Origin of the sequence: Pseudomonas sp. CF161, from assembly GCF_000416215.1 — a bacterium.
In the GTDB taxonomy this organism is placed as follows: Bacteria; Pseudomonadota; Gammaproteobacteria; order Pseudomonadales; family Pseudomonadaceae; genus Aquipseudomonas.
This window is the reverse complement of the sequence record NZ_ATLP01000092.1, coordinates 1-23,636: the sequence shown is the minus strand read 5'-3', so window position 1 is coordinate 23,636 and position 23,636 is coordinate 1. Positions and strand designations below refer to the sequence as shown.

Below are 23,636 nucleotides of genomic sequence, written 5' to 3'. Positions count from 1 at the left end.
GCAGCGGCTGATCCGCCTGCTCGAAGGCGAAATCATGCTCAGCAGCGCCGCCGACAACCGCCCGCTGCGGGTGCAGACCGCCGAGGGCCTGGTGCAGGCCGAGGGCGCGCGGCTGAACCTGCGCCAGTTCAAGCAACGCAGCCAGTTGGCGGTGTTCAGCGGTCGGGTCAGCCTGAGCCCGGCCGCCTTCAGCGGCGCCCCCCTGCTGGTGCCGCCGGCGCGGCAACTGAGCTTCAGCGCCCAGGGCTGGGGCACCCCGACGGCGCTGGATGCCAACAGCGGGGCCTGGAGCGAAGGGATGCTGGTGGCGGCCCATATGCGCCTGGCGGATTTTCTCGAAGAACTGGGCCGTTATCGACGCGGCCAGCTCAACTGCGACCCCAGGGTCGCCGACCTGCTGCTGTCGGGCAGTTATCCACTGGACGACAGCGAACGGATTCTCGACCTGCTGGAAATCAGCCTGCCGGTCAAAGTGCGGCGCTTCACCCGCTACTGGGTCACGGTCCAGGCCCGCGCCTGAGGCCGCGGCGACACGGCGAATGTTAACGACGGATTTTTTTTGCTGGCGGGTGAGCCGTTTTGCACAGCTCGGGTGACAGACAAGGAAAGCCACCTTGATTCCCCCTTCTCTGGACAGTCAGCCATGCCCCAGCACACCCCTCGCCTTACCCCACTAGCCCGCACGCTGCGCCACTGGGTGCTGGGCGCCAGCCTGAGTTTCGGCGCCCTGCCCCTGGCCCACGCGGACACCGCCCAGGCCAGGGCTTATCACATTGCCCCGGCGTCCCTGGAAAGCGCGCTCAACCAGTTCGGCCGTGAAGCCGGGGTGCTGATTTCCTTTGGTTCGCAGGTCACCAACGGCGTGCAGAGTCCCGGTCTGGACGGCCACTACAGCACCGAACAAGGCTTGAAGCTGCTGCTCGAAGGCACCGGCCTGCAAGCCCGGGCCGAAGGCAACAACGCCTACAGCCTGCAACCGCTGAGCACCGACAACACCCCGGCGCCCCTGGAGCTCGGGGCCTCGAGCGTGGTCGGGGACTGGCTGGGCGATGCGGCGCAGAGCAATGTGTTCGAACATCCCGGCGCCCGGGACGTGATCCGCCGTGAAGAATTCGAACGCCAGGGCGCGACCCAGGCCCGGGATGTGCTGAACCGCATTCCCGGGGTCAACGCACCGGAAAACAACGGCACCGGCAGCCACGACATGGCGCTGAACTTCGGTATCCGCGGGCTCAATCCGCGCCTGGCGTCGCGCTCGACGGTGTTGATGGATGGGATCCCGGTACCGTTCGCGCCCTATGGCCAGCCGCAGCTGTCGTTCGCCCCCATCAGCATGGGCAACATGGATGCCGTGGACGTGGTGCGTGGCGGCGGCGCGGTGCGCTACGGGCCGCAGAACGTCGGCGGAATCGTCAACTTCGTGACCCGGGCGATTCCCGATGAACCGACGCTCAAGGGCGGGGTGCAGACCGAGACCAGCCCGTCGTCCAGCCATGACGGCTTCAAGACCACCGGCAACCTGCTGGCCGGCGGCACCGCCGACAATGGCCTGGGCGGTGCGCTGCTGTACTCCGGCACCCGCGGCGGCGACTGGCGCGAGCACAGCGACACGCAGATCGACGACCTGATCCTCAAGGGCCAGTATCAACTCGACGAGGCCAACAGCTTCAACGCCATGGCCCAGTACTACGAGGGCCAGGCCGATATGCCAGGCGGCTTGAGCACTGCGGCGTACAAGGCCGACCCGTATCAGTCGACCCGGCCGTTCGACAAGTTCTGGGGCCGCCGCACGATGTTCAATGTCGGCTACCGCTACCAGGAAGATCGCCGGGAATTCACCGTCAACAGCTTCTTCACCAAGACCCTGCGCAGCGGCTATCTGGATCAGCGCAGCGTTATTTCGCTGTCGCCGCGCGAGTACTGGGTGCGCGGGCTGGAAAGCCGTTTCGCCCAGGGTTTCGACCTCGGCCCCACCCGCCACGAACTGGGCCTGGGCTACCGCTACATCAACGAAGCGGGCCACGAACAGCGCTTCATCACACCGATTGCCGCCCAGCAGTTGCCCACCACGGCGGACACCAGGGACCGCAATACCCGGGGCAGCACCGAAGCCCATGCGATTTTCCTCGACGACCGCATCGATATCGGCAAATGGACCATCACCCCCGGCATTCGCTACGAGATGATCGAGTCGGAGCAGACCGACAAGCGCCTCAATGCCCAGTACAAGGGCGACTACAACACCGCGTTGCCGGCGTTGAACGTGCTCTATCACCTCAACGACAGCTGGAACCTGTACGCCAACACCGAAGGTTCATTCGGCAGCGTGCAATACAGCCAGATGCGCAACCGCGTCGACAAAGGCGAGATCAAGCCGGAAAAAGCCCGAACCTGGGAATTGGGCACCCGCTATGAGCACGGCGGCCTGCGCGCCGAAGTTGGGGCGTTCCTGATCAATTTCGACAACCAGTATGAAAGCAACCAGACCAACGACACCGTGATCGCCCGCGGTGAAACCCGCCATCAGGGGATCGAGAGCAGCATCAACTACGCCCTCGACGGCCTGAGCCCGGCCCTGACCGGCTTCGACCTGTATGCGACCTATGCCTATGTCGACGCCACCATCCGCGAGGACGGGCCGAACAAGGGCAACCGCGTACCGTTTTCATCCCGGCATAAAGGCACCCTGGGCCTGGGTTACACCCAAGGTGCATGGAAGCTCAACCTCGACAGCAGCTACCAGAGCAGCCAGTTCGCCGACAACGCCAATACCTCGGCGGAAAACGCGCTGGGCAACGTCGGCACTATCCCGGGCTACATGCTGTTCAGCAGTCGCGCAGCCTACGATTTCGGCCCGCAGCTGTCTGACCTGAACGTGGCGGTGGGGGTGAAAAACATCCTCAACCACCAGTACTTCACCCGCTCCTTCGAAGACAACAACATGGGCAAATACGTGGGCGAGCCACGCACCCTGTACGTGCAGACCTCGGTCGCCTTCTGAGCGCCGACAACCGTTGCCATTGATGCCCACAAAAAAAACGGGCCTGCAAATGCAGGCCCGTTGGTGGGGGACTTTCTTAGGCGTCAGCTATTGAGTGCAGCCTGTTCGTTTTCCAGAAATTCTTCTTCAAGCAGTGCGTCGGCCTCGCCGCTATCGGCTGTATGCGTGGCGGCAGCGCGTTTGCTGCGCAACTTGCCGAACATGTGCTCCAGGGCGCTTTCGAGCTTGATGGCAGCTCCGTCGATCGCCTGCTCCAGTGTGTCGGCCTTGTGCGTTACAGAAATCGGTTGATGGCCTTTTGGCCGCGCCTCCAGTTGGCAGCGCAAATCGTGGGGACCGGGCTTGTCGCCGTTCTCGTCCCGCAGGTGAACCACAACCCGGGTCAAATCTTCTTCGTAGCGTTCCAGGGTGCTCTCAACGGTATTTTTTACCCACTCCTCCAGACGGATGCTGCTTTGAATATGGTTATCGCTATGGACTTGGATTTGCATAGTTCTTCCCTTATTTCAGCTAGCTCGCGAGAGGCCCGGTAGCACCTTGCGGTGTCGTTTTCGTGACCTCTTGTTTACTAGAGTTGGGCAGAGCGGCGAACAATTCAACCCCCAAAAAAAGATAAATATTCATTCGCAAATAAACCCGGACAAGCAGCAAAAGCGCTGTTACTGTCGGGAGTTGGGTCGCCCTCGTACCCTGTCATCTTTGCTCATAATTGCCCCTCGCCCAGCGGGTGCATGCCGCGAAAAATCTCCGCTTCCTCCACCAGCCAGTCATGCACCGCACGCACGCCTGGGTGGCTCAGCGCACCCGGTGCATACATCAATACATAACGTTTGTGGTTGGGCACGGCGAGGCCGAACGGCACGATCAAGGTGCCACGCTCCAGCTCATCGTTGAGCAAGGTTCGCCGGGCAATGGCCACGCCCATCCCGGCAATGGCCGCCTCGATGGTCAGGTGATTACGGTTGAAGGTGTGCCCGCGCCGCACGTCCGCGCCTTCAAAACCGATGGCATTCAGGTAGAACTCCCACTCCGCATATTCATAGCTGCCACGCCAGGCGGTGATGTCGTGCAGCAACGGAAAGTGCACCAGATCCGCCGGCCCATGCAGCGGCGGACGCCCACGCAGCAGGCTCGGCGCACAGACCGGAAATATCTGCTCATCCAGCAAGGCTGTGGATAACAAACCCGGGTAACTGCCGTCGTTGAGGTCGATGGCCAGGTCAAAGTCGCCCTCGTGCAGGGCCACGCTGCTGTCTTCCGCCACCAGCCGCAACTGGATATCCGGAAAACGCTGCTGCAAGCGTGGCAGGCGCGGCGTCAGCCATTTGCCGAGAAAGGACGGGATCGAACGCAAACGCAGGATTCCGCTGATCATCCCCGCATCCAACCGCCGCAGTTCGGCGTCGATGCTGCCGTAGGCCTCGTTCACCGTAACCGCCAAGCGCTGGCCTTCAGCGCTCAACTCCACGCCACGGGCACGGCGATGAAACAGGCGAAAACCCAGGCGCTCCTCCAACTGACGGATCTGCTGGCTGACCGCGCCTGGGGTGATGTGCAGCTCCTCCGCACAACGGGTGAACGACAAGTGCCGCGCGGCACAGGAAAACACATGCAGCCAGACGTAAGTCTGGGCATGAAACTGACGGCTCATCGTTTAGTCCTGCTAAAGGCTGTCTTAGGAAGTTTCGTTGGTCAGTGCTGACCGAGGCAGGCAGTATCGCCGACATTGCGCTCGGCCTACAAAAAATGGCAGCGATTCCTCCTCCATTGCTTGTAAGGCTTTAGCATGGCTATCAGTGTTTTCGATCTCTTCAAGGTCGGCATCGGCCCTTCCAGCTCCCACACCGTGGGCCCGATGCGCGCCGCCGCGACCTTCGCTCAATCGCTGTTCGACCAAGGCCTGCAAGACCAGGTGCAACGGGTCGAAATCCGCCTGTACGGCTCGCTTTCCGCCACCGGTGTCGGTCATGCCACCGACCGCGCCAGCGTCATGGGGCTGATGGGCGAATGGCCCGACAGCATCGACCCAAGCAGCATCGGCCCACGCATCCAGCACCTGCGCGAATCAGGCGAACTCAGCCTGGGCGGGCGCTCCAGCATTGCCTTCGACTGGCACCGTGACCTGCTGCTGCTCGACGAAAGCCTGCCCTACCACCCGAACGCCATGGCCCTGACCGCCTTTGATACCAACGGCCCGCTGTGGGAGCAGACCTACTACTCGGTCGGCGGCGGATTTATCGTCGAAGCCGCCGAAGTCGCCGCCGGCGCCACGGCAGGCAACAGTGTCGAACTGCCTTACGACTTCAACAGCGCCGCCCAGTTGCTGGCGCTGTGCAAGCAGCATGGCCTGAGCGTCGGCGAGCTGATGATGGCCAACGAACGGGCCTGGCGCAGCGAGGCCGAGATCCGCAGCGGCCTGCTGCATATCTGGTCGGTGATGCGCGAGTGTGTCGAGCAGGGCCTGCGCCACGAAGGCACCCTGCCCGGCGGCCTCGACGTGCCACGGCGGGCGGCCAAATTGCACCGCAGCCTGCTGGAAATCGGCAAGCCGAATGTCATCAGCTCGACCTTGTCGGCCATGGAGTGGGTCAACCTGTTCGCCCTCGCGGTGAACGAGGAAAACGCCGCCGGCGGACGCATGGTCACCGCGCCGACCAATGGCGCGGCGGGGATCATTCCGGCGGTGCTGCATTACTACATGAAGTTCAACGCCGACGCCTGCGATGACGACGTCATCAACTTTTTCCTCGGCGCGGCGGCGGTGGGCATCCTCTGCAAGAAAAACGCCTCGATCTCCGGCGCCGAAGTCGGCTGCCAGGGCGAGGTCGGCTCCGCCTGTGCCATGGCCGCCGCCGGCCTGGCACAGATCCTCGGCGCGACCCCGGAGCAGCTGGAAAACGCCGCCGAAATCGGCCTGGAGCACAACCTCGGCCTGACCTGCGACCCGGTCGGCGGCCTGGTGCAGGTGCCCTGCATCGAGCGCAACGCCATCGCCGCGGTCAAGGCGATCAACGCCACGCAAATGGCCCTGCGCGGGGATGGCAAACACTTTATTTCCCTGGACCGGGTGATCCGCACCATGCGCGATACCGGCGCCGATATGCACGACAAATACAAAGAAACTTCACGGGGCGGCCTGGCCGTGAGTTGGGTCGAATGCTGAGGAGCATGACCTGACTGTCCGCCCCACGTGAGCCCGAGCAAAAATAATAACGAGGCGATACCGATGACCGATGCACGAACACCTGCTGCCGAAAATCCCGCTGCACAACCCGCTTCCACCGCAACCACCCGCGACACCACCACCCGCAAGGGCTGGAGCAAGCACGACACCACCTGGATGCTCGGCCTGTACGGCACCGCCATTGGTGCCGGCACCCTGTTTTTGCCGATCAACGCCGGCGTCGGCGGCTTCTGGCCGCTGATCGTGCTGGCATTGCTGGCGTTTCCGATGACCTTCTTTGCCCATCGCGGGCTGACCCGTTTCGTGCTCTCGGGGCGCTCCGGCGACATCACTGAAGTGGTGGAGGAACACTTCGGAGTGGGCGCGGGCAAGTTGATCACCCTGCTGTATTTCTTCGCCATCTTCCCGATCCTGCTGATGTACAGCGTGGCGCTGACCAACACCCTCACCAACTTCCTGGAACACCAACTGCACATCGCCCCGCCGCCCCGGGCGGTGCTTTCCCTGGCTCTGATCCTCGGCCTGATGGCCATCGTGCGATGCGGCCAGGGCGTGATCGTCAAGGCCATGAGCGTACTGGTCTACCCCTTTGTCGCCGCCTTGCTGCTGCTGGCGCTGAGCCTGATCCCGAACTGGAACGGCGCCTTCCTCGCCTCGGCCAGTGAAAGCATGCCGCTGTCGCTGTTCTTCAAGACCCTGTGGCTGGCGATCCCGGTGATGGTGTTTTCCTTTAACCACTCGCCGATCATTTCCGCGTTCGCGGTCGATCAGAAGCGTCAGTACGGTGCCCAGGCCGAACCCAGAAGCAGCGCGATCCTGGCCATGTCTCACGCAATGATGGTGCTGACGGTGATGTTCTTCTGCTTCAGCTGCGTGCTGGCCCTGTCACCGGCCGACCTGGTGGCGGCCAAGGCGCAGAACATCTCGATCCTGTCGTACCTGGCCAACCACTTCCAGACCCCGGTCATCGCCTACGCCGCGCCCCTGATCGCCCTGGTGGCCATCACCAAATCCTTCCTCGGCCACTACTTGGGTGCCAGCGAAGGCTTCCAGGGTCTGATCGTGAAAAGCCTGCGCAGCCGTGGCCGGGTGATTTCCGCGAGCTGGCTGGAGCGCCTGACTGCGCTGTTCATGATCGTCACCTGCTGGGCTGTGGCCACCCTCAACCCGAGCATCCTGCGCCTGATCGAAACCATGGGCGGCCCGGTGATCGCCTGCCTGTTGTTCTTGATGCCGATGTACGCCATTCGGCGCGTGCCTTCACTGCGCCAGTATTCAGGCCGGCTGTCGAATGTGTTCGTGGTGCTGATCGGCCTGATCGCACTGTCAGCGATCATTTATTCGGTCGTGCCCTGAAACGGGCGCCGATAAAAAAAGCGGACCCCATGGTCCGCTTTTTTAGGCCTGCGTTTGCTGGGTTTCGCGGTGAGCGGCATGCCCCTTGCTTTGTCAGCTCTTGAGGAATACGGACGTTATCAAACCTCAGCGAACGGCCTGCCAGTGGTCTGGTATCGCGAACTAATCTCGATCACTGCCGGTCAATGACTGCACGATCCAATCACGCGGTGACGCACCATGGATAACCCATTTCAACTGATTACCGACACCTTCACCCCGGAGTACCAGGTCAACCTGAGCATCCAGGGCCTGGACGGCAGCATCATGCTGACCCTGTCCAAGGCCGGGCGGGTGGTGGCCAAGCGCATGATCAGCGCCCATCAGCGCAATGATCCGCAACGCCTCAAGCGCCTGGTGCAAAGCATCCAGTTCGGCATCGCCATCGAGCAGGGCCACAGCGCCATGGCGATCCTTGAAGCCATGACCAACAGCGACAGCCTGAAGCTGCCGCCACCGGCCGGCAGCGGCCCTTCACCCTTGGGCATGGTGGTTTAAAGCTCGCCCTTCTCCACTTCAGGATGCTCGCTGGAGCCCGCGCCGAGCTTGCGCTGCGGGTTCTCGATCTTCACCGAGGGGAACTGCGAGGAGGCGTAGCGCACCACCAGGATCGCGAAGGCCAGCAGCAGAATCCCGCCGCACAGGTAAATGATCCCCACGTCCGGCGGGTTGTGGTGCGAGACGTTGGAGATCAGCAGCCGGGTCAGGGCGGTGATCGCCACGTAGATCAGGAAACGCACCGGCATGTGGTTGGTCTTGAAGTAGATCCCGACCATGGCGCCCAGTTCGAGGTAGATGAACAGCAGCAGAATGTCGTCGATCTTGATATGACCCGCCTCGATCATCTGCAAGAACTCCATCACCGCGGCCCAGGCGGTCACGGCACCAATGGCGAACAGCGCCAGGTAATGGAACGACTCGACAAACAGATTGCCCAGAGACTCGGCCAGTTGATGAACGTTCTGCCGCAGGTTCTCGGCCCAATTGATTTTCACGATGGTTTTTCCTTAGGTCGCTTCGACCGGATGATGCGGGTTGGACGTGACGGTTGTTCTGCATGCAGAAAAAAGGCCAGAGGCCCGTCAGTAAGATGATGGCGGCATGACATGAGGCACGTTCAACCTTTTATCCAACCCGCGCCAGCCACGGAATTGTCCCGCGACAAAACAAAAATCCCGGCTACATTAAAAAGCCACTATCCAAGGGACAGAGATTCGCCTATCCTTTGACCTGTATATAAATACAGTAGTCGCAAAAGACCAATTATCGTGAAGGCATGTGAGGTGGTAAATGGCCGTCGAAGTGGTATACCGCAGCAGCCGAGATCTGGAGCGCTTGTTCATGGATAAAGCCGAAGCTGATCGTCATGACAAAATGCTCGAACTGGCTGAATTGCTCGCCGAAGTGCTGCAAAAAGCCGTGCCGTCGCTGAGCGAGCAGCAAGTGGAAGAAGCCGGGATCTACATGGCAAAAAACCGCGATGTGTTTGCCAAGGCATTCAAGAGCCAGCCGGACGCCCTGTCCGAGTTGCTCAGCGCTCCCGCTCCCGCAGTGGAGACTGTCGAAGCGGAGCAGCCCGCCGAAGTCGAGGCGCCGAGCAAACCGGCGAAAGCGGCCAAGGCTGCAAAATAAGCTTCGCCCGAATTGAATAAGCCCTGTGCCCCTGGCACAGAGCTTTTTTCATGCGTGGGATAGAGTCATGGCCTTTTGGCAGCGGCCCATCAGGTTGAGATCGTCTCGTTCATATCGGGCACATCGATGCCATTGCGCCGCAGCATGGACCTGATGTTTCGCACAAAGCTGGCCGGCAAGTGCGTTGAGTCTCCATACAGATCGACAATGCCGACTTCAACCGCGCTATCGACAATGCTGGAGAACGCCTCGATATCTTGAGGCAACATCACGGCGACAAGCTCCTGCGGCAAGTCATCGCCCCGACCATTCACTGCCAGTAACGCCCCCGCCCTCTCCCACGCCAGTAGATGATCGTGTTGCGGATAGGCCCTGAGGTGCTTCAGCAAGTCATCGATGGACGGGTGACGCAGCCCCTTGCCTGTGCAGTAGGCCTCCAGACACCCGGCAGCGTAGAGCTGCAAGTCCCTGACAGAGCACCCGCTCAACGCCCGATCCGTATCTGCGTCTGTCATTGCGCGACGTCCCACACCCTGAACCCTGCCGAGCAGTAGCCGGATGCTATATCCATGGCCTCCAGGATGCGGTCTTCGACGTCTTCAGGCGCTTCAAGCCTGATGAATTGCAGATGGTTGTACACAGCCTGCGCTGTAAAGCCCTTGTCCCGGTACTGCACCAGAACATCACGTATTGCCTCAAGGTCCGCGCCGCCGCGCAATCGAGACGCCAACTGCTGATCCAGCCCACTGTCCAGCGCTTCAAGCATCGTCCAATACATTCCGTGTCAGTTGAGCAGTCGGTGGTTGGGCTGACGCCTGCAACCGTTGCGGGCGCTAATGTTACAGCGAGCACCGGCAACGGTTAAGACGCCTATGCCTGGCGATACAACGCCCGCTCCGCCAACTCATCCGCCACCCGGGCCGGGGAGCGTTTTTCGGCCTGGGCGTGGGCGAAGACTTCGGTCAACCGCGAGCTGATTTTCGAGAGATGGGCGGTGATGGTCGACAACTCTTCACCGCGGTGCTTGAGCGAGACATAGATCAGCCCACCGGCATTGATCACGTAGTCCGGCGCGTAGAGGATGCCGCGGCGCTCCAGTTGATCGGCGACCTGCAGGTTGGTCAGTTGGTTGTTGGCCGAACCTGCCACCGCCGAACAGCGCAATTGCGCCACGCTGTGGCTGGTGAGCACGGCGCCCAGGCCGCACGGCGCGAGGATGTCGCACGGGGTGCTGAGCAGCGCATCGTTGGCAATCGGATGGGCGCCCAGTTGCTCCATGGCCAGTTGCACCTTGCCCGGGTCGATGTCGCTGACCAGCAGCTCGGCCCCGGCGGCGTGCAACTGCTCGGCAAGGGCGAAGCCGACATTGCCCAGGCCCTGGATCGCCACGCGCAGGCCTTCCAGGTTGTCACTGCCCAGGCGCGCCATGGCCGTGCTGCGTATCCCGGCAAACACGCCAAGGGCGGCATAGGACGAAGGGTCGCCGGCGGCACTGGTGCTGGTGACGTGCTGGGTCTGTTGCGCGATGCAATCCATGTCGGCCACCGAGGTGCCGCTGTCGATGGCGGTGATGTAGCGCCCGTCGAGCTGCTCGATACAGCGACCGAAGGCTTCGAACAGCGCGGCGCGACTTTCCACATGGGGTGGACGAATGATCACCGCCTGGCCGCCGCCCTGGGGCAGCCCGGCCAGTGAGGCCTTGTAGCTCATGCCCTGGGCCAGGCGCGCAGCATCCGCCACGGCACTTTCATCGTCGGGGTAGGCAAGGTAACGACAGCCGCCCAGGGCGGGCCCCAGGCGGCTGCAATGAATGGCAATCACCGCCTTCAATCCGGTGACCGGATCAACGCTCAGGTGCAGCGATTCAAGGCGAGTGCTTTGCATGAGAGCGAACATCGTCGGGCTCCCCGAATCACTTCTTGTAGACGCCAGTATAGGCTTGCGCCTGGAATTTGCTGGAGCGCTCGGGAATAAGCCCAAGGCCTATGCGGGCTTTAGGAAATAACCTGCTACGGCGTGTGTGCAGTACTGGACGAACGAGCGTCAGCGGGCTAAAACGAGGCATCCGTCGGAGATCGAGATGAACCCGCGCCAAGCTTTTTTCGCCTGCCTGCACCGCTCCCCGCCCGCACTCTTCGAAGCGGCGCTGTGGATTGCCGCCGAGCACGACACCGCTGTCGCCCCCGAAGACCTGCTGCACGACTTCAAGGATTTGCAGCAGCGGATCAGCTCGGGCTTGCCCATGTTGCCGGTCAGCGAACTGGGCCAGCCCTTGTTGCGGCGCATGAATGACCTGGGCTTCCAGCAGGACGAAGCCACACCGCTGCGCGCCCAGGCGGCCTTGCTGGACAAGGTCTTGCAACGTCGGCGCGGGCAGCCCCTGGCCCTGGGGCTGATTGCCCTGGAGCTGGCGCGGCGCCTGGAAATCCCCCTGGTGGGGGTCAACTTCCCCGGGCATTTCCTGTTGCGCGTGCCCGGCGCCGACCACCTGCTGGACCCTTGTGGCGGCCGGCGCCTGTACCCCGCCGACTGCCGTGAACTGCTGCAACGCCAGTACGGCAACAACATCAAGCTCGTCGCCGAACACATGCTCACCGCGCAGCCGGTGCAGATTCTCCAGCGCCTGTCGCGCAACCTGCGCCAGTTGCACCTGGCCAACGATGATAACCTCGGCGCCCTGATCGATGCCGAGCGGGTGCTGGAACTGGGCAACGCCAGCGCCGCCGACTACCTGGCCCGCGCCAGCCTCTACCAGCGCCTGGACTGCCCGAACGCCGAACGCTTCGACCTGGAGCACGCCCTGCTGCTCAGCGAAGACCCGATCCAGCGCCTGCGCCTGACCGAACGCCTGGGCCATTTGCCGCCCAATACCATCGTGCATTGATCCTGCCGCTGCTCCCGCCTGGCATCGCCCGCCGCAACCCGCGCGAGCCTGCCCGCATTTGCGCGATCACGCTCCTGCCCCTGACTCATGGATGACCCTTGATGCACACACTGTCCGCTACCGAGCTGTTCCTGAAGGATTTTCACCAGCGCCGCCCCGGCACCACCAGCGTCGCCTTCGCCCCCCTGAACATTGCCGGACGCGGCTCGTCCTACGCGGTACTGGCCTCGACCGTGAAGTGCACAGGGCGGCCGCAGACGGTGCTGGATATCGCCTGTGGCGATGGTTACCTGCTGCACCTGCTGGCCGAGCAGGACCCGGACCTGGCGCTGATCGGCGTCGACATGAGCCACAACGAACTCGCTGCCGCGCGCCAGCGCCTGGGGACGCGCGGGCAACTGCTGCACCAACGCGCCCAGGCCCTGTCACTGCCTGCGGCCAGCGTTGATGTGGCGCTGTCGCACCTGGCCCTGATGTTGATGGATGACCTGCAACAGGTAGTCGACGAGACTCGCCGGGTACTGCGCCCGGGCGGACAGTTCGCGGCGATTGTCGGCCGCGGGTTTCTCCTGGGGGAAATCGGCGAGCTCTACCTCCAGGCCTTTCGCAGCGTGGCCCGGGAACACGCCCTGCCCGCCTTGCCCATGGGCGACCCGCGCACCCGTTCGGAAGCGGGCTGGCGCGAGCTGCTCGGCGCGCGCTTCAGTGGCATCGAGTTCGACGAGCTGGACGTTGAGTGGGCCCCGCAGTTCGACGAACTCTGGACCGCGCTCAACGACACCTATGACCTGGATCGGCTATCAGCCGCCGGCCAGGCGTTGTTGAAGCAACGCCTGGAAACCTCGGTCACTGCGCTGCAACGCGCGGACGGCACAATACCCACCGGCTGGGGCCTGCGCCTGATCCGCGCGACAGCGGCCTGACCGCCCCTGCAATCAACGGGTCGCAGCCTGGGGCTGGTCTGCTGGCGTCGGCGAAGCGTCCAGCGGCGAACGTACCTGGATAATCAGCAGCGCCGCGAGCACTGCCGGAATCGCGCAGAAGAAGAAAATCTGCTGCACCGGCACGTGCATCGCCAGCAGCATGCTGCCGAACAGCGGCCCGAGAATCGAGCCGAAGCGGCCGACACCCAGGGCCCAGCCGGTGCCCGTGGCCCGCACATGGGCCGGGTAGAAGTTACTGGCGAAGGCGTTGAGGGTCAGTTGCCCGCCGATGATGCAAAACCCGGCGGCGAACACAAAAGCCACCAGGTAGCGCGGGCTGTCGTGGTTGAGGCCGAGCAGAATGGTGCAGACCGCAGCCGCAGCCAGGACGCCCGAGAGCAGGCGCACCTTGCGCTTCAGGCGGTCGGCGAACCAGGCCATGCAAATGGCGCCGAGGGTGCCGGCGAACAGGAACATCGATGTCACCAGGTTCGCCTGATTGAGGCCCAGCCCGCTTTCCAGCAACAGCGAAGGCAACCAGCTGATCATGAAATACAGCAGGATCAGGCTGACGAAAAACGTCGACCAGATCAGCAGGGTCGGCCGCGCATAGCCGTGGCGGAACAGTTCGATCACCGTCAGTTGGCTGCCCTGCTCCTGCGCGTTCTGCTCGGCCGATGCCGCCGGTGGCGTCCAGTCCGGCAGCATCCGCGCACTGACTTTACGCAGGCGCGCATAGGGCGGCGCGTCACGCAGCAGGCGTGGCAGGGACTCGGGCAGGCACCAGGCGAGAAACGGAAACAGCAGCAACGGCGTGACGCCGCCGGCCAGGAACACCGCCTCCCAGCCGAAGCGATCAATAAACCCGGCCGCGACAAAACCACCCGCCGCGCCCCCAAAGGAAAACCCGCAGGCGGCCAAGGTCACCATCAGGGTGCGCAGGCGCGGCGGCGAATAGTCGGACATCAGCGCCATGGCACTGGGCATCGCCCCTCCCATGCCGATGCCGCAGATAAAGCGCGCCGCCATCAGGGTGTTCAGGGAGTTGGCGAAGATCATCAACACCGTGAGGCTGGCGTAGATCAGCACGCAGCAGAGCAGAATCCGCCGCACACCAAAACGGTCCGCCAGGGGCGTCACGGCCAGCGAGCCCAGGGTCAGGCCCAACAGGTTGGCGCTGAACACCGGGCCGAAGGCGGCTTTTTCCAGGCCCCAATCCCGGGCCAGGGCCGGCACCACGTACCCCAGAACCTGAGCGTCATAGCCGTCGGTGACCAACAGCAACGCCAATAGCAGTAAGAGTAACCACTGATAACGCGACACCGGTCGGGCGTCGAGCGCCGCCCGAAAGCTGGCAATCTGATTGTGCATCGCAAGGTACCTGTTCTGTTTTTATGGTTATGTGCAGCAGGGTTGCAGGTGGGGAGGGAGCAGGCTCCGTCGCGGAGCCCTTGAAACCTTGAGTGACCCCTGGGGCATTTCGCCCCCAAGCCTGGCTGGGGGCGTGCAGACGCCTCAGGCCGGGGTGTCGGGCTGGTTGGCGGGGTGCGCCGCGCGGAATGCCGGATGCGCTGCGGCCAGCGCCGCAACCCGGAGAATCCGTGGGTAGGCCGCCAGCGACACCTTGAAGCGCTCGGCCGCATACAACTGTGGAATCAGGAACACATCGGCCAGCCCCGGCTGCTCGCCAAAGCAATAGCCGTGATCGCCGATCAGTTGCTCCACAGCCGCCAGGCCCTGGCTGATCCAGTGCTCGATCCACACCTGCAACTGCGCTTCCTCGTGGCCCCATTCACGCAACAGGTTCTGGGTGCTGGAGTTGTGCAGCGGGTGGATATCGCAGGCGATCATTGCCGCCACCGCACGCTCATGGGCCCGGGTCGTCAGCTCCCGGGACAGCAGCGGCACCTGTGGATAACGTTCGTCGAGGTATTCGACGATCGCCAGTGACTGGACCAGCACCTCACCGTCATCGGTGCGCAGCGCCGGCACCCGCCCCTGGGGGTTGATCGCCAGGTACTGCGGCTGACGGTTGGCGCCGCCCTTGGGCACCAGCAAATTGACCGGGATGGCCTGGAAGTCCAGGCCCTTGAGCCCCAGGGCAATGCGCACCCGGTACGACGCCGTCGAACGGTAGTAGGTATAGAGCTCCATGGCGCACACCTCTTAGCGGGCCGGCAGGACGGTGCCTCGGCATTCGCCGAAGCCGATGGAGGCGAAACCTTCACGCCGGCAACGCCCGCGCAGGATGATTTCGTCACCGTCTTCGAGGAACTTGCGCACCTCGCCGCTGGGCAACTCGATCGGCTTTTTGCCGCCCTCGGTGATTTCCAGCAGGCTGCCGAACTGGCCGTTTTCCGGGCCGGACAACGTGCCCGAACCGAACAGGTCGCCGGCCTGCAACTGGCAGCCGTTGACGCTGTGGTGCGCGACCATCTGCGCCACGGTCCAGTACATGTACCCGGTGTTGCTCAGGGTCAGGCGGTGGGCCGGCAGGCCTTGCTCGCGCATGGCGGCGGTGGTCAGCCGCACTTCAAGCTCAATATCAAAACCGCCTGCTGCCTGGTCCTGGGCATCGAACAGGTACGGCAGCGGCTGCGGGTCACCCGCCGGGCGCGCGGGCTGGGCGCGACGGAATGGCTCCAGGGCTTCGGCCGTCACCACCCAGGGCGAGATGCTGGTGATAAAGCTTTTCGACAGGAACGGGCCCAGTGGCTGGTATTCCCAGGCCTGGATATCCCGCGCCGACCAGTCGTTGAGCAGGCAGAAGCCGGCGATATGCTCGGCGGCATCGGCGATGGCAATGGAGTCCCCCATCGGGTTGCCCTGGCCAATCCAGATCCCCAGCTCCAGCTCGTAGTCGAGCCGCGCGCACGGACCGAAATTCGGCTCGGTCTGGCCGGCCGGCAGGGTCTGGCCCTTGGGCCGGCGAACGTCGGCGCCCGAGGGGCGGATGGTCGACGCGCGACCGTGGTAACCGATGGGCACGTACTTGTAGTTGGGCAGCAGCGGGTTGTCGGGTCGGAACAGCTTGCCGACGTTTTGCGCGTGTTCGATACCGACATAAAAGTCGGTGTAGTCGTTGATCTTCGCCGGCAGGTGCATCTGGCAGTCGGCCGCCAGGGGCAGCAGCTTGGCGCCCTGGGCCTGGATCTTGCCATGCAGGGTGCTGCCTTCGCTCAACAGTTCCAGCAGGCGTTCGCGCAGGGCCACCCGTGGGCCACGTCCCAGTTCGAAGAAGGCATTCAACTGCCCGCCGCGTGCGGCTTCGACGGCGGCGCGGGCGGTGCCTTCAAGCAGGCCCGCCTCCAGCGCGGCTTCCAGGTCGAAAATGTGCTCGCCGATCGCCACGCCAAAGCGCGGTGCCGAACCGTTGCGGCTGAAAACGCCCAGGGGCAGGTTCTGCAAAGGGAAATCGGCATGCCCATTGGCGGAGGCAACCCAACTGCGAGTGATGGTTGGCTGGCTCATGGGTTATCTCCGATTGGGGTTGAAGGTGGCGGGCAGCGAGGCCCAGCAAGCGTCGTAATTGTTTTGCAACTGCGGGCACTCCAGGGCGAACTGGCTCGGGCGCAGCACTTGGCTGGTCTCGAACATGAAGGCCATGGTGTTGTCGATCTTGGCCGGTTGCAGTTCGACATTGATCGCCTTGGTGCAGGTCTCGCCGTCCGGGCCGTGGGCGCTCATGCAGCTGTGCAGGGACGCGCCGCCGGGCAGGAAACCTTCGGCCTTGGCATCGTAGGCGCCCTGGATCAGGCCCATGAATTCGTTCATCAGGTTGCGGTGGAACCACGGCGGCCGGAAGGTGTTTTCGGCCACCATCCAGCGCGGCGGGAAGATCACGAAGTCGAGGTTGGCCAGGCCGTGGACGCTGGTGGGCGAGGTCAGCACGGTGAAGATCGACGGGTCCGGGTGGTCGAAACTCACGGTGCCGAGGGTGTTGAAACGGCGCAGGTCATATTTGTACGGCACGTTGTTGCCGTGCCAGGCCACCACGTTCAGCGGCGAGTGGTCGAGCTCGCAGCCCCAGAGTTCGCCGAGGAACTTCTGCACCAGAGGGGTGGGCTGCTTGAGGTCTTCGTAATGGGCGACCGGGGTCAGGAAATCCCGCGGGTTGGCCAGGCCATTGCTGCCGATGGGCCCCAGGTCCGGCAGGCGCAGCGGCGCGCCGTGGTTCTCGGCGACATAACCGCGCGCCTCGGGGTCCAGCAGTTCGACACGAAACTTCAGGCCGCGGGGCAACACGGCGATTTCCAGCGGATCAAGCTCCAACACGCCGAGTTCCGTGGCGATGCGCAGGCGACCCTGCTCGGGCACCAGCAGCAGCTCGCCATCGGCATTGAAGAACACCCGTTCCATGGAGCGGTTGGCGCGGTAGTGATAGACGCTGATGCCGGCGGGTTTCTGTGCCGGTGCGTTGGCCGCCATGCTCACCAGGCCATCGATGAAATCGGTCGGCTCGGCAGGAATCTCCAGCGGGTTCCAGCGCAGGCGATTGGGCGTGACCTCACCCAGCGAACCGCCCGCCAGCTGGCGCGCCAACTTGGCGAAGGCCGGGTGATTGGCCGAGGGCTGGATGCGGTACATCCAGGTCCGCCGCGCTTCGCTGCGAACCATGGTGAAGGCGGTGCCGGAAAAGAGTTCGGTGTACAAGCCGTAAGGGGCTTTTTGCGGGGAGTTCTGGCCGACGGGCAATGCGCCTGGCAATGCTTCGCTGGCGAATTCGTTGCCGAAGCCCGACTGATAGGCCAGGCCGGACGGCGTGGAATCGAGGTTCATGGAGCCTCCTGTGAATGGAGTGGGCAGCGATGCCCTGCTCCATTGCTGGAAGTCTCGGCACGCGGCGTTATTTTTATCGTAATCCAATTACGCATAACGTAATTTGATTGGTATTGACCGTCAAGCTATAAAGACGCCCATTCGTCTCGGGATCACACCGCCTCCATGGAAAAGCCGCGCAGCACCAGCGACAGCAACGGTAAACAGAAAGTCCGCTCGGCCGAGGTCGGCACCGACATTCTCAAGGCCCTGGCGCAGTTGGCGCCGTCCACTTCGCTGTCGCGCCTGGCCGAACACGTGCAGATGCCGGCGAGCAAGGTCCACCGCTACCTGCAAGCTTTGATCGCCAGCGGTTTTGCCGAACAGAACAGCACCACCAACCATTACGGACTGGGCCGCGAAGCCCTGCGCGTGGGGCTGGCGGCGTTGAGCAGCATGGATGTATTGAAAGTCGCCGCCCTGCCCCTGGCGGAACTGCGCGACGAGCTGAATGAAACCTGCTTCCTCGCGGTCTGGGGCAACCAGGGCGCGACCGTGGTTCATATCGAACCGGCGGTGCGTGCGGTGACGGTGGTGACGCAGTTGGGCTCGGTACTGCCCTTGCTCAGTTCGTCCACCGGCCTGGTGTTTGGCGCCTATTTGCCCAACCGGGAAAGCATCGACCTGCGCCAGCAGGAGTTGCAGGCCGGCAGCCCCCATGCCCTGGCGGACGAGCAGGTGTACGCCGAGCTCTGCGAGCAGATCCGCCATCGCGGCCTGCACCATGTGCACGGGCTGTTGATGCCGGGGGTCGACGCCCTGTCGGCGCCGGTGTTCGACGCCATGGGCAAGATCGCCGCCGTGTTGACGGTGGTCGGGCCGACCTCGCTGTTCCACGCCGACGAAGACGGCCCCGCCGCCCGCCGCCTGCTGGCCGCAAGCCAGGCCGTCAGCTGGCGCATGGGCTATCAACCCTGAACGTAGCCGCTGCGCTCCTTCAATTCATCAGGCCCAGTGCCTTGGCCTTGGCCACGGCCTGGGTGCGCCGCTCTACCCCGAGTTTGCTGTGGATCCGGCGCGCATGGGTTTTCACGGTGTGCAGGGAGATGAATAGCTGCTCGGCAATCTGCTGGTTGGAGCTGCCGAGGGCGATCAGTTGCAGTACCTCCAGCTCACGCAGGCTTAGAGGATTGTCGCTGGCCAGGGGCTGGTCGGCGTCGGGCTGCGGCACTTCGCGGACCAGCAGCATATCCGGCTGACGCAGGCGCAATTCGTGCAGCGCCTGGGGCAGTTGGCAACGGGCGGCCAGGGCCATGCCGGCCTGCAGCGCCTGCCCGGAGAGTTCAACGTCCCCCAATAAATAGGCGGTTTCGGCAAGGGCCAGTTGCAGCTCGGCCTGCAAACCCAGCATGCCCTGCTGTCGGGCCTGCTCCAGCAACCGCTGCAGCGTGGCCAGCGGCGTCTGGGCTTGCCCCAGGTGAACCTGGGCCAGCACCAGCAGGTATTCGATCCGCGGGATCAGTTCGATCGTGGCGGGCGGCGCCTGTACCGCGCCTGCGCCCTGATAGTGGCGCAGCACCCGGCTCAAGGCTTCATGGGCCAGCTCCGGGCGCCCTTGCTGCAACCAGAAATGGCTGCTGATCTGCAACAGCACCCCGCGGTACACCGTGTCCGGGATCTGCCGCTGCTGCATCAACCGCTCGGCGTCGCGCAGCAGGACAAAGGCCTGGGCGTAATCACCGCGATTCCCCGCCAGCAGCGCCTGCCCGAGAAACCCGTACAACGCCCGCTTGTCCTGGCTGCGCAGGCATTGCTCAAGCCCCTCCTGAAAGTATTCCGCTGCCTGCGGCTCATTGCCCTGGCGCAAGGCCAGGCGCCCGCGGCGCAAGGCAATCCGCCCCAACAGCGGCGTCGCCCGCCGGGTTTGCCGACGCAGCAATTCATCCAGCCGCGCCAGCAGGCTTTCGGCCCTGTGGGGCGCGCCGCGCTGTTCCAGCAGTTGCGCGTGATCCAACTCCAGCAGGCCCTCGAACAACAGCGAATTCTGCGCCCGGGCCAGGCACAGCGCTTCACGGTTGATGGCCTGGGCCACATCCAGTTCGCCCCTGAGCAAGGCCTGCTGGGTCAGGCCCGACAGGCACAACAAACGCGCCGGCCAGGCACTGGGCGCCAGCTCATCCAGGGCCTGGAGAAAGTGTTCGCGCGCAGGCGCCATGCAACCTTGCAGATGCAACAGGCAGCCGCGCTGCGTTTGCCAGCGGGCGATCAGTTGCCGTTGCAGGCTGGCACTGGGTTGCGGAGTGAAACGGGCCATCTGCGCGACGCAGGCTTCGGCCTGATCGAAGCGACCGGCAAACAGCAAAGCGGCCGTCAGCAGCCCGACCAATTGCGGGCTGCCCAGCATCAACTCATCCCCCTGCTGCTCGTACAGGCGCAGCAGCAACACCACGTTCTGCTGTTCGAACAGGTGCTCGAAGCTGAAGTGCTGCAACAGGCTGACGGCGACCTCGTACTCCTGGGCCAGCAGCGCCTGCTCGAACGCCGTCTGCCAGTCCTCCTGCGCGATAAACCACTGGCAGGCGCGACGGTGCCAGGTACGGCCGGCCGGGCAATCCTCATCCTGCATCAGCCGCGCCAGGGGCGGGAACACTTGCAACCAGTCGGCCGAAGCCTCCCAGGGTTCGATAAAACAGCCCAGTTCCTGCAAATCACGCAAGTACTGCGCGCCCTCGCCAGCGCCGAACAAATGCTCACACAGCGCCGCGTTGAAGCGCGGCAGATGAGCCAGTACCTGCCAGGCTTCGGCCAACTCGACCGACAACAGGCTGAACAGCTCGTGCTCCAGGTATTCACGCAGGGTGTTGGGCCGCCCCTGTTTGCAGGGCTGCGCTGCCAACTCGCTGCCTTCGAGCAGGGCAATGCGCACCCCGGCGCACCAACCGGCGCTGCGTTGCAGGATCCGGCTGGCGGTTTGCGCGCACAGCGGTTGCGGCAGCTGTTGCAGCAACTGCTCGATATCCGCCTGGCTGAAGGCCAGTTGCGCGCCATCGCACTCGTACAGTTCATCGTCCAGCAGCAGCCGTGGCCAGTTGCACTGGGGCCGGCGCCGGGCCCCCAGCCACCAGGTCAGGGCCGGGCTGCTGACCGCCAGCAAACGGTCGAGCAACCCGTCGAGGCCGGCGCAGCCGACACGGCAATAGTCATCGATAAACAGCCAGGTCGGCGTTTGCAGGCGCGCCAGGTACGCCAGCAACGACAGTTCGTCGCGGGCCTGCAGGCCCAGGGCCTCGGCCAGCAGGCCGGCAAAATCGGCGGCGCCCTGCTCGGCGCCCGCCATCGGCAACCAGCACACGTGCACCAGGGGCGGCGCCTGCAACAGGCACTCGGCAAGCAGCGCGGTCTTGCCGCTGCCGGCCGGGGCACAGAGCAACTTCACCCGCGCCTGGGAGGCCAGCAACGGACTGCTCAGGCGACTGCGACACAGGTGATGGGAGGACAAGCGGGGCATGAGACCAGGACGGTCCAGACGGTGAGTCATGGCGGTCATTGCAACGTGCCTTTTTTATAGTTTTAGCCAGCGTGGCATCACCCTAGTCCTCAACTCCGCGCTTGTTGAGAAGTATTCAGCAGGCTGATCAGGGCCCATAAAAAAGGCGACCCAACGGTCGCCTTCTGCCCATCCGGTAACGCCCGGGCTCTACCGCACCCCCGACGCCCGCAGTGCCGCCGGGGTGTAGTCGGCGGCCTTGGCGGCGAAGCCGAATTCGAAGCTGTGCTTCTCTTCGTTCTTCATGCCCAGGGCGATGTAGCGCCCGGCGATGATGTCGTACAGGGTCTCGACCGTGTAGGCCGGCACCTGGTGGTCGTAATAGAACTGAGCATGCCCTTCGGCCACCCGCCACAGTTGGCCGCGACCGTCGTAATGGTCGACCAGCGCCACCTGCCAGCTGTCCTCGTCGAGGTACATATGGCGCTTGGCGTAGATATGCCGTTCGTTGGGCTTGACCGTGCCGACCACCTCCCATACCCGGTGCAGCTCATAGCGGGTCAGGTCCTGGTTGATATGCCCGGCCTTGATGATGTCGTCGTACTTGAGGCTTGGCGAATCCAGCTTGTAGCTGTTGTAGGGGATGTACATCTCCTTCTTGCCCACCAGCTTCCAGTCGTAGCGATCCGGCGCGCCGGAGAACATGTCGAAGTTGTCCGAAGTGCGCAGCCCGTCGGAGGCCGTGCCCGGCCCGTCATAGGCCACTTGCGGGGCACGCCGCACCCGACGCTGGCCGGCGTTGTAGATCCAGGCCGAGCGGGGTTCCTTGACCTGATCCAGGGTCTCGTGAACCAGCAGCACGTTACCGGCCAGGCGCGCCGGGGCCGTCACCGACTGCTTGAAGAAGGTCAGCACGTTGGCGCCTTTTTCCGGGTCCAGGTCGGGGATCTGCTGCGGCACCGCCACTTCTTCCTCGAAGCGGATCGGCGTGTAGCTGCCGTTGGTCTGCGGGGTGGCCTGGGTGATGATGCGCTTGAGGTTGCCGCCGTGGTAACGGGTGATGTGGTTCCACAGCACCTCGACGCCGTTCTTCGGAATCGGAAAGGCGTAGTAGCGGTTGCCGGTGAAATTGGCCAGGCCGTTGCCGTCGTTGATCGTGGTCACATTCAGCGCGCTGCGCTTGGCCGACTCGTAGATCTCCGGTGGCAGGCCCACGGTGCGATGGCTCGGGTAGACCGGAATCTTGTAGGTTTCCGGGTAGCGCTTGAACATCGCCACCTGGCCGTCCGACAGCTTGTCCTTGTACTTGTCGACCGTGGCCGCAGTGATCACGAACAGCGGTTTTTCATTGGCGAACGGGTCGGCGAGAAACCCCTTGCTGTCCACCGCCCCGGCGTTTTTCGGGATGCCGCCGGTCCAGGCCGGAATCGAGCCGTCGGCATTGCCGGCCTTCTCCGCTCCCAGCGGGGTCAGGCTGGTGCCGAGCTTGTCGGCTTCCTGCGGCGTGACGGCCGCCATCACGTTGGCTGCCAGCAGGCTCAAGGCCAGGGCCCCGCATTGCAAAATCATCTTGCGCATAAAGTTGTCCTTCTCATGCTTGATCAGAAGTTCACGCCGAAGCTCAACGCGAGGAAGTCGCGGTCGGTGAGGGTGTTGTAGTCACCGCCGAAAAAATCGGTGTAGCTGAGGCTGGCGGTATAGGTGTTGCGGTAATCGGCATCGACCCCGAGGCTGACGGCCTTGGCGCCTTCGTTGAACAGGCCGTTGGGGCCGTAGCCTTTTACGTCGTGGGACCAGGACAGGTTGGGCTTGAGGTTGATCCCGGCGATCACGTTGCTGTAATCGAGGATCGCCCGCGCGCGATAGCCCCAGGAGGTGGCGGTGACGAAACCGTCGGTGTCGCCGTTGAACCCGTACTGGCCGTAGACCGAATCGCGCCCGTAGCGCAGCTTGGTTTTCGACTCCAGGCCGCCGACCCGCACAATGGCGGCCTCACCCACCAGGGTCAGGCGATCGGCGCCTATCACGTTGTCGAAAAACTGGGTCATGCTGCTTTGCAGCTGGGTGATTTCCTTGCGCCGGTAACCGGTGTTGTCGGCACCGAAGGTGGTCTGGATCGGTGATGCCGCGCCGCCGGCAATCGGGTTGAGCAGGGCCAGGGTCACGTCATTGGTGTTGATTTGCACCGGTGCGTTGGGCCGGTAGCTGATTTCCCCGCTCCAGGCGGTGCCGGTGGGCAAGGTGGTGGAGAAGCTCGCGCCGTACAGGCGAATGTCTTCCGGGTACTCCAGGTAATACTGGCCGCGCCCGAGCATCACGCTCTGCACCAGGCCCGCGCCCGCGCCGGGGACCGTGGGCGCCGCGGCGGCGCC

Annotated in this window: 21 protein-coding genes and 1 pseudogene; 9 read left to right on the top strand and 13 right to left on the bottom strand. The window is 63.8% G+C overall.

The annotated features are described in order from the left end of the window. Together CF161_RS19730 and fecA are read left to right on the top strand one after the other, a co-directional pair. The coding region (locus CF161_RS19730) for a FecR domain-containing protein (protein ID WP_020298366.1) at window positions 1-520 on the top strand (520 nt) is incomplete at its 5' end. Window positions 521-643: 123 nt separating this feature from the next. Further along, window positions 644-3,001 (top strand): TonB-dependent Fe(3+) dicitrate receptor FecA, encoded by a 2,358-nt coding sequence (gene fecA / locus CF161_RS19725; protein ID WP_020298365.1) that lies wholly within the window; start codon window positions 644-646, stop codon window positions 2,999-3,001. Window positions 3,002-3,084: 83 nt separating this feature from the next. Here the strand turns inward: fecA and CF161_RS19720 are convergent, their stop codons facing one another. Together CF161_RS19720 and CF161_RS19715 are read right to left on the bottom strand one after the other, a co-directional pair. Next, window positions 3,085-3,492 carry an HPF/RaiA family ribosome-associated protein gene (locus tag CF161_RS19720; protein WP_020298364.1) on the bottom strand — a complete coding sequence of 136 codons (408 nt, stop codon included), beginning with the start codon at window positions 3,490-3,492 and terminating at the stop codon, window positions 3,085-3,087. Window positions 3,493-3,704: 212 nt separating this feature from the next. After that, entirely contained in the window at window positions 3,705-4,652 is a 948-nt protein-coding gene (locus tag CF161_RS19715) for a LysR substrate-binding domain-containing protein (protein WP_020298363.1), read from the bottom strand. A 135-nt stretch (window positions 4,653-4,787) separates the two neighbouring features. Here CF161_RS19715 and CF161_RS19710 point away from each other — a divergent pair, with 135 nt between their 5' ends. The 3 genes from CF161_RS19710 (at window position 4,788) to CF161_RS19700 (ending at window position 8,078) form a co-directional block, all read left to right on the top strand. Beyond that, window positions 4,788-6,164: an L-serine ammonia-lyase gene (locus CF161_RS19710; RefSeq protein ID WP_020298362.1), complete on the top strand. Its 1,377-nt coding sequence runs from the start codon at window positions 4,788-4,790 to the stop codon at window positions 6,162-6,164. Between the two features lie 63 nt (window positions 6,165-6,227). Then, on the top strand, window positions 6,228-7,541 hold the full coding sequence (locus CF161_RS19705) for a serine/threonine transporter (protein WP_020298361.1): 1,314 nt from the start codon (window positions 6,228-6,230) through the stop codon (window positions 7,539-7,541). A 219-nt stretch (window positions 7,542-7,760) separates the two neighbouring features. Then, complete coding sequence (locus tag CF161_RS19700) at window positions 7,761-8,078, top strand: DUF3509 domain-containing protein (RefSeq protein ID WP_020298360.1); 318 nt, start codon at window positions 7,761-7,763, stop codon at window positions 8,076-8,078. Here CF161_RS19700 and CF161_RS19695 read toward each other — a convergent pair. Beyond that, window positions 8,075-8,575 carry a phosphate-starvation-inducible protein PsiE gene (locus CF161_RS19695; protein ID WP_020298359.1) on the bottom strand — a complete coding sequence of 167 codons (501 nt, stop codon included), beginning with the start codon at window positions 8,573-8,575 and terminating at the stop codon, window positions 8,075-8,077. The genes CF161_RS19700 and CF161_RS19695 overlap by 4 nt on opposite strands. A 295-nt stretch (window positions 8,576-8,870) precedes the next feature. Between CF161_RS19695 and CF161_RS19690 the strand changes: the two are divergent. Next, window positions 8,871-9,125: pseudogene (locus CF161_RS19690) on the top strand (YebG family protein); the annotation flags it as partial. 176 nt (window positions 9,126-9,301) lie between these two features. On the opposite strand, the gene CF161_RS19685 reads toward CF161_RS19690, so the two are convergent. The 3 genes from CF161_RS19685 to CF161_RS19675 all read right to left on the bottom strand — a co-directional run bounded on the left by CF161_RS19685 (window position 9,302) and on the right by CF161_RS19675 (window position 11,108). Next, the gene (locus CF161_RS19685; protein ID WP_020298357.1) at window positions 9,302-9,727 is read right to left on the bottom strand and encodes a hypothetical protein; all 426 of its coding nucleotides are present in this window, start codon (window positions 9,725-9,727) and stop codon (window positions 9,302-9,304) included. Beyond that, window positions 9,724-9,978 carry a hypothetical protein gene (locus CF161_RS19680; RefSeq protein WP_020298356.1) on the bottom strand — a complete coding sequence of 85 codons (255 nt, stop codon included), beginning with the start codon at window positions 9,976-9,978 and terminating at the stop codon, window positions 9,724-9,726. Before CF161_RS19680 ends, CF161_RS19685 begins: the two co-directional genes overlap by 4 nt. A 104-nt stretch (window positions 9,979-10,082) precedes the next feature. Beyond that, window positions 10,083-11,108, bottom strand: coding sequence for a Glu/Leu/Phe/Val dehydrogenase dimerization domain-containing protein (locus CF161_RS19675; RefSeq protein ID WP_020298355.1), 1,026 nt, complete (start codon window positions 11,106-11,108; stop codon window positions 10,083-10,085). 184 nt (window positions 11,109-11,292) lie between these two features. On the opposite strand from CF161_RS19675, the gene CF161_RS19670 reads away from it, so the two are divergent. Continuing rightward, on the top strand, window positions 11,293-12,096 hold the full coding sequence (locus CF161_RS19670; RefSeq protein ID WP_020298354.1) for a SirB1 family protein: 804 nt from the start codon (window positions 11,293-11,295) through the stop codon (window positions 12,094-12,096). A gap of 101 nt (window positions 12,097-12,197) precedes the next feature. Further along, complete coding sequence (locus CF161_RS19665; protein WP_020298353.1) at window positions 12,198-13,019, top strand: class I SAM-dependent methyltransferase; 822 nt, start codon at window positions 12,198-12,200, stop codon at window positions 13,017-13,019. A 12-nt stretch (window positions 13,020-13,031) separates the two neighbouring features. Here the strand turns inward: CF161_RS19665 and CF161_RS19660 are convergent, their stop codons facing one another. From CF161_RS19660 to hmgA, 4 genes are all read right to left on the bottom strand, one after another. Next, window positions 13,032-14,390, bottom strand: coding sequence for an aromatic acid/H+ symport family MFS transporter (locus CF161_RS19660; protein WP_020298352.1), 1,359 nt, complete (start codon window positions 14,388-14,390; stop codon window positions 13,032-13,034). Window positions 14,391-14,534: 144 nt separating this feature from the next. Next, a complete protein-coding gene (gene maiA, locus CF161_RS19655; protein ID WP_020298351.1) occupies window positions 14,535-15,173 on the bottom strand; it encodes a maleylacetoacetate isomerase in 639 nt (212 codons plus the stop codon). Between the two features lie 12 nt (window positions 15,174-15,185). Continuing rightward, window positions 15,186-16,490, bottom strand: coding sequence for a fumarylacetoacetase (gene fahA / locus CF161_RS19650; protein ID WP_020298350.1), 1,305 nt, complete (start codon window positions 16,488-16,490; stop codon window positions 15,186-15,188). 3 nt (window positions 16,491-16,493) lie between these two features. Beyond that, window positions 16,494-17,798 (bottom strand): homogentisate 1,2-dioxygenase, encoded by a 1,305-nt coding sequence (gene hmgA, locus CF161_RS19645; RefSeq protein ID WP_020298349.1) that lies wholly within the window; start codon window positions 17,796-17,798, stop codon window positions 16,494-16,496. A gap of 165 nt (window positions 17,799-17,963) precedes the next feature. On the opposite strand from hmgA, the gene CF161_RS19640 reads away from it, so the two are divergent. Then, window positions 17,964-18,755, top strand: coding sequence for an IclR family transcriptional regulator (locus tag CF161_RS19640; RefSeq protein ID WP_020298348.1), 792 nt, complete (start codon window positions 17,964-17,966; stop codon window positions 18,753-18,755). Window positions 18,756-18,774: 19 nt separating this feature from the next. On the opposite strand, the gene CF161_RS19635 is transcribed toward CF161_RS19640, so the two are convergent. From CF161_RS19635 to CF161_RS19625, 3 genes are all read right to left on the bottom strand, one after another. After that, a complete protein-coding gene (locus tag CF161_RS19635) occupies window positions 18,775-21,324 on the bottom strand; it encodes a LuxR C-terminal-related transcriptional regulator (RefSeq protein ID WP_043229889.1) in 2,550 nt (849 codons plus the stop codon). Between the two features lie 150 nt (window positions 21,325-21,474). Beyond that, the gene (locus CF161_RS19630) at window positions 21,475-22,842 is read right to left on the bottom strand and encodes a DUF1329 domain-containing protein (protein ID WP_020298346.1); all 1,368 of its coding nucleotides are present in this window, start codon (window positions 22,840-22,842) and stop codon (window positions 21,475-21,477) included. A 23-nt stretch (window positions 22,843-22,865) separates the two neighbouring features. Beyond that, window positions 22,866-23,636 (bottom strand): DUF1302 family protein (locus CF161_RS19625; protein WP_020298345.1); only part of this gene is annotated, 771 nt, incomplete at its 5' end.

What these genes read in the sequence shown, in the direction of transcription:
- fecA (WP_020298365.1), top strand. Translation starts at nt 644, where the DNA reads ATGCCCCAGCACACCCCTCGCCTTACCCCACTAGCCCGCACGCTGCGC.
- CF161_RS19720 (WP_020298364.1), bottom strand. Translation starts at nt 3,492, where the DNA reads ATGCAAATCCAAGTCCATAGCGATAACCATATTCAAAGCAGCATCCGT.
- CF161_RS19715 (WP_020298363.1), bottom strand. Translation starts at nt 4,652, where the DNA reads ATGAGCCGTCAGTTTCATGCCCAGACTTACGTCTGGCTGCATGTGTTT.
- CF161_RS19710 (WP_020298362.1), top strand. Translation starts at nt 4,788, where the DNA reads ATGGCTATCAGTGTTTTCGATCTCTTCAAGGTCGGCATCGGCCCTTCC.
- CF161_RS19705 (WP_020298361.1), top strand. Translation starts at nt 6,228, where the DNA reads ATGACCGATGCACGAACACCTGCTGCCGAAAATCCCGCTGCACAACCC.
- CF161_RS19700 (WP_020298360.1), top strand. Translation starts at nt 7,761, where the DNA reads ATGGATAACCCATTTCAACTGATTACCGACACCTTCACCCCGGAGTAC.
- CF161_RS19685 (WP_020298357.1), bottom strand. Translation starts at nt 9,727, where the DNA reads ATGACAGACGCAGATACGGATCGGGCGTTGAGCGGGTGCTCTGTCAGG.
- CF161_RS19680 (WP_020298356.1), bottom strand. Translation starts at nt 9,978, where the DNA reads ATGCTTGAAGCGCTGGACAGTGGGCTGGATCAGCAGTTGGCGTCTCGA.
- CF161_RS19675 (WP_020298355.1), bottom strand. Translation starts at nt 11,108, where the DNA reads ATGTTCGCTCTCATGCAAAGCACTCGCCTTGAATCGCTGCACCTGAGC.
- CF161_RS19670 (WP_020298354.1), top strand. Translation starts at nt 11,293, where the DNA reads ATGAACCCGCGCCAAGCTTTTTTCGCCTGCCTGCACCGCTCCCCGCCC.
- CF161_RS19665 (WP_020298353.1), top strand. Translation starts at nt 12,198, where the DNA reads ATGCACACACTGTCCGCTACCGAGCTGTTCCTGAAGGATTTTCACCAG.
- CF161_RS19660 (WP_020298352.1), bottom strand. Translation starts at nt 14,390, where the DNA reads ATGCACAATCAGATTGCCAGCTTTCGGGCGGCGCTCGACGCCCGACCG.
- maiA (WP_020298351.1), bottom strand. Translation starts at nt 15,173, where the DNA reads ATGGAGCTCTATACCTACTACCGTTCGACGGCGTCGTACCGGGTGCGC.
- fahA (WP_020298350.1), bottom strand. Translation starts at nt 16,490, where the DNA reads ATGAGCCAGCCAACCATCACTCGCAGTTGGGTTGCCTCCGCCAATGGG.
- hmgA (WP_020298349.1), bottom strand. Translation starts at nt 17,798, where the DNA reads ATGAACCTCGATTCCACGCCGTCCGGCCTGGCCTATCAGTCGGGCTTC.
- CF161_RS19640 (WP_020298348.1), top strand. Translation starts at nt 17,964, where the DNA reads ATGGAAAAGCCGCGCAGCACCAGCGACAGCAACGGTAAACAGAAAGTC.
- CF161_RS19635 (WP_043229889.1), bottom strand. Translation starts at nt 21,324, where the DNA reads ATGACCGCCATGACTCACCGTCTGGACCGTCCTGGTCTCATGCCCCGC.
- CF161_RS19630 (WP_020298346.1), bottom strand. Translation starts at nt 22,842, where the DNA reads ATGCGCAAGATGATTTTGCAATGCGGGGCCCTGGCCTTGAGCCTGCTG.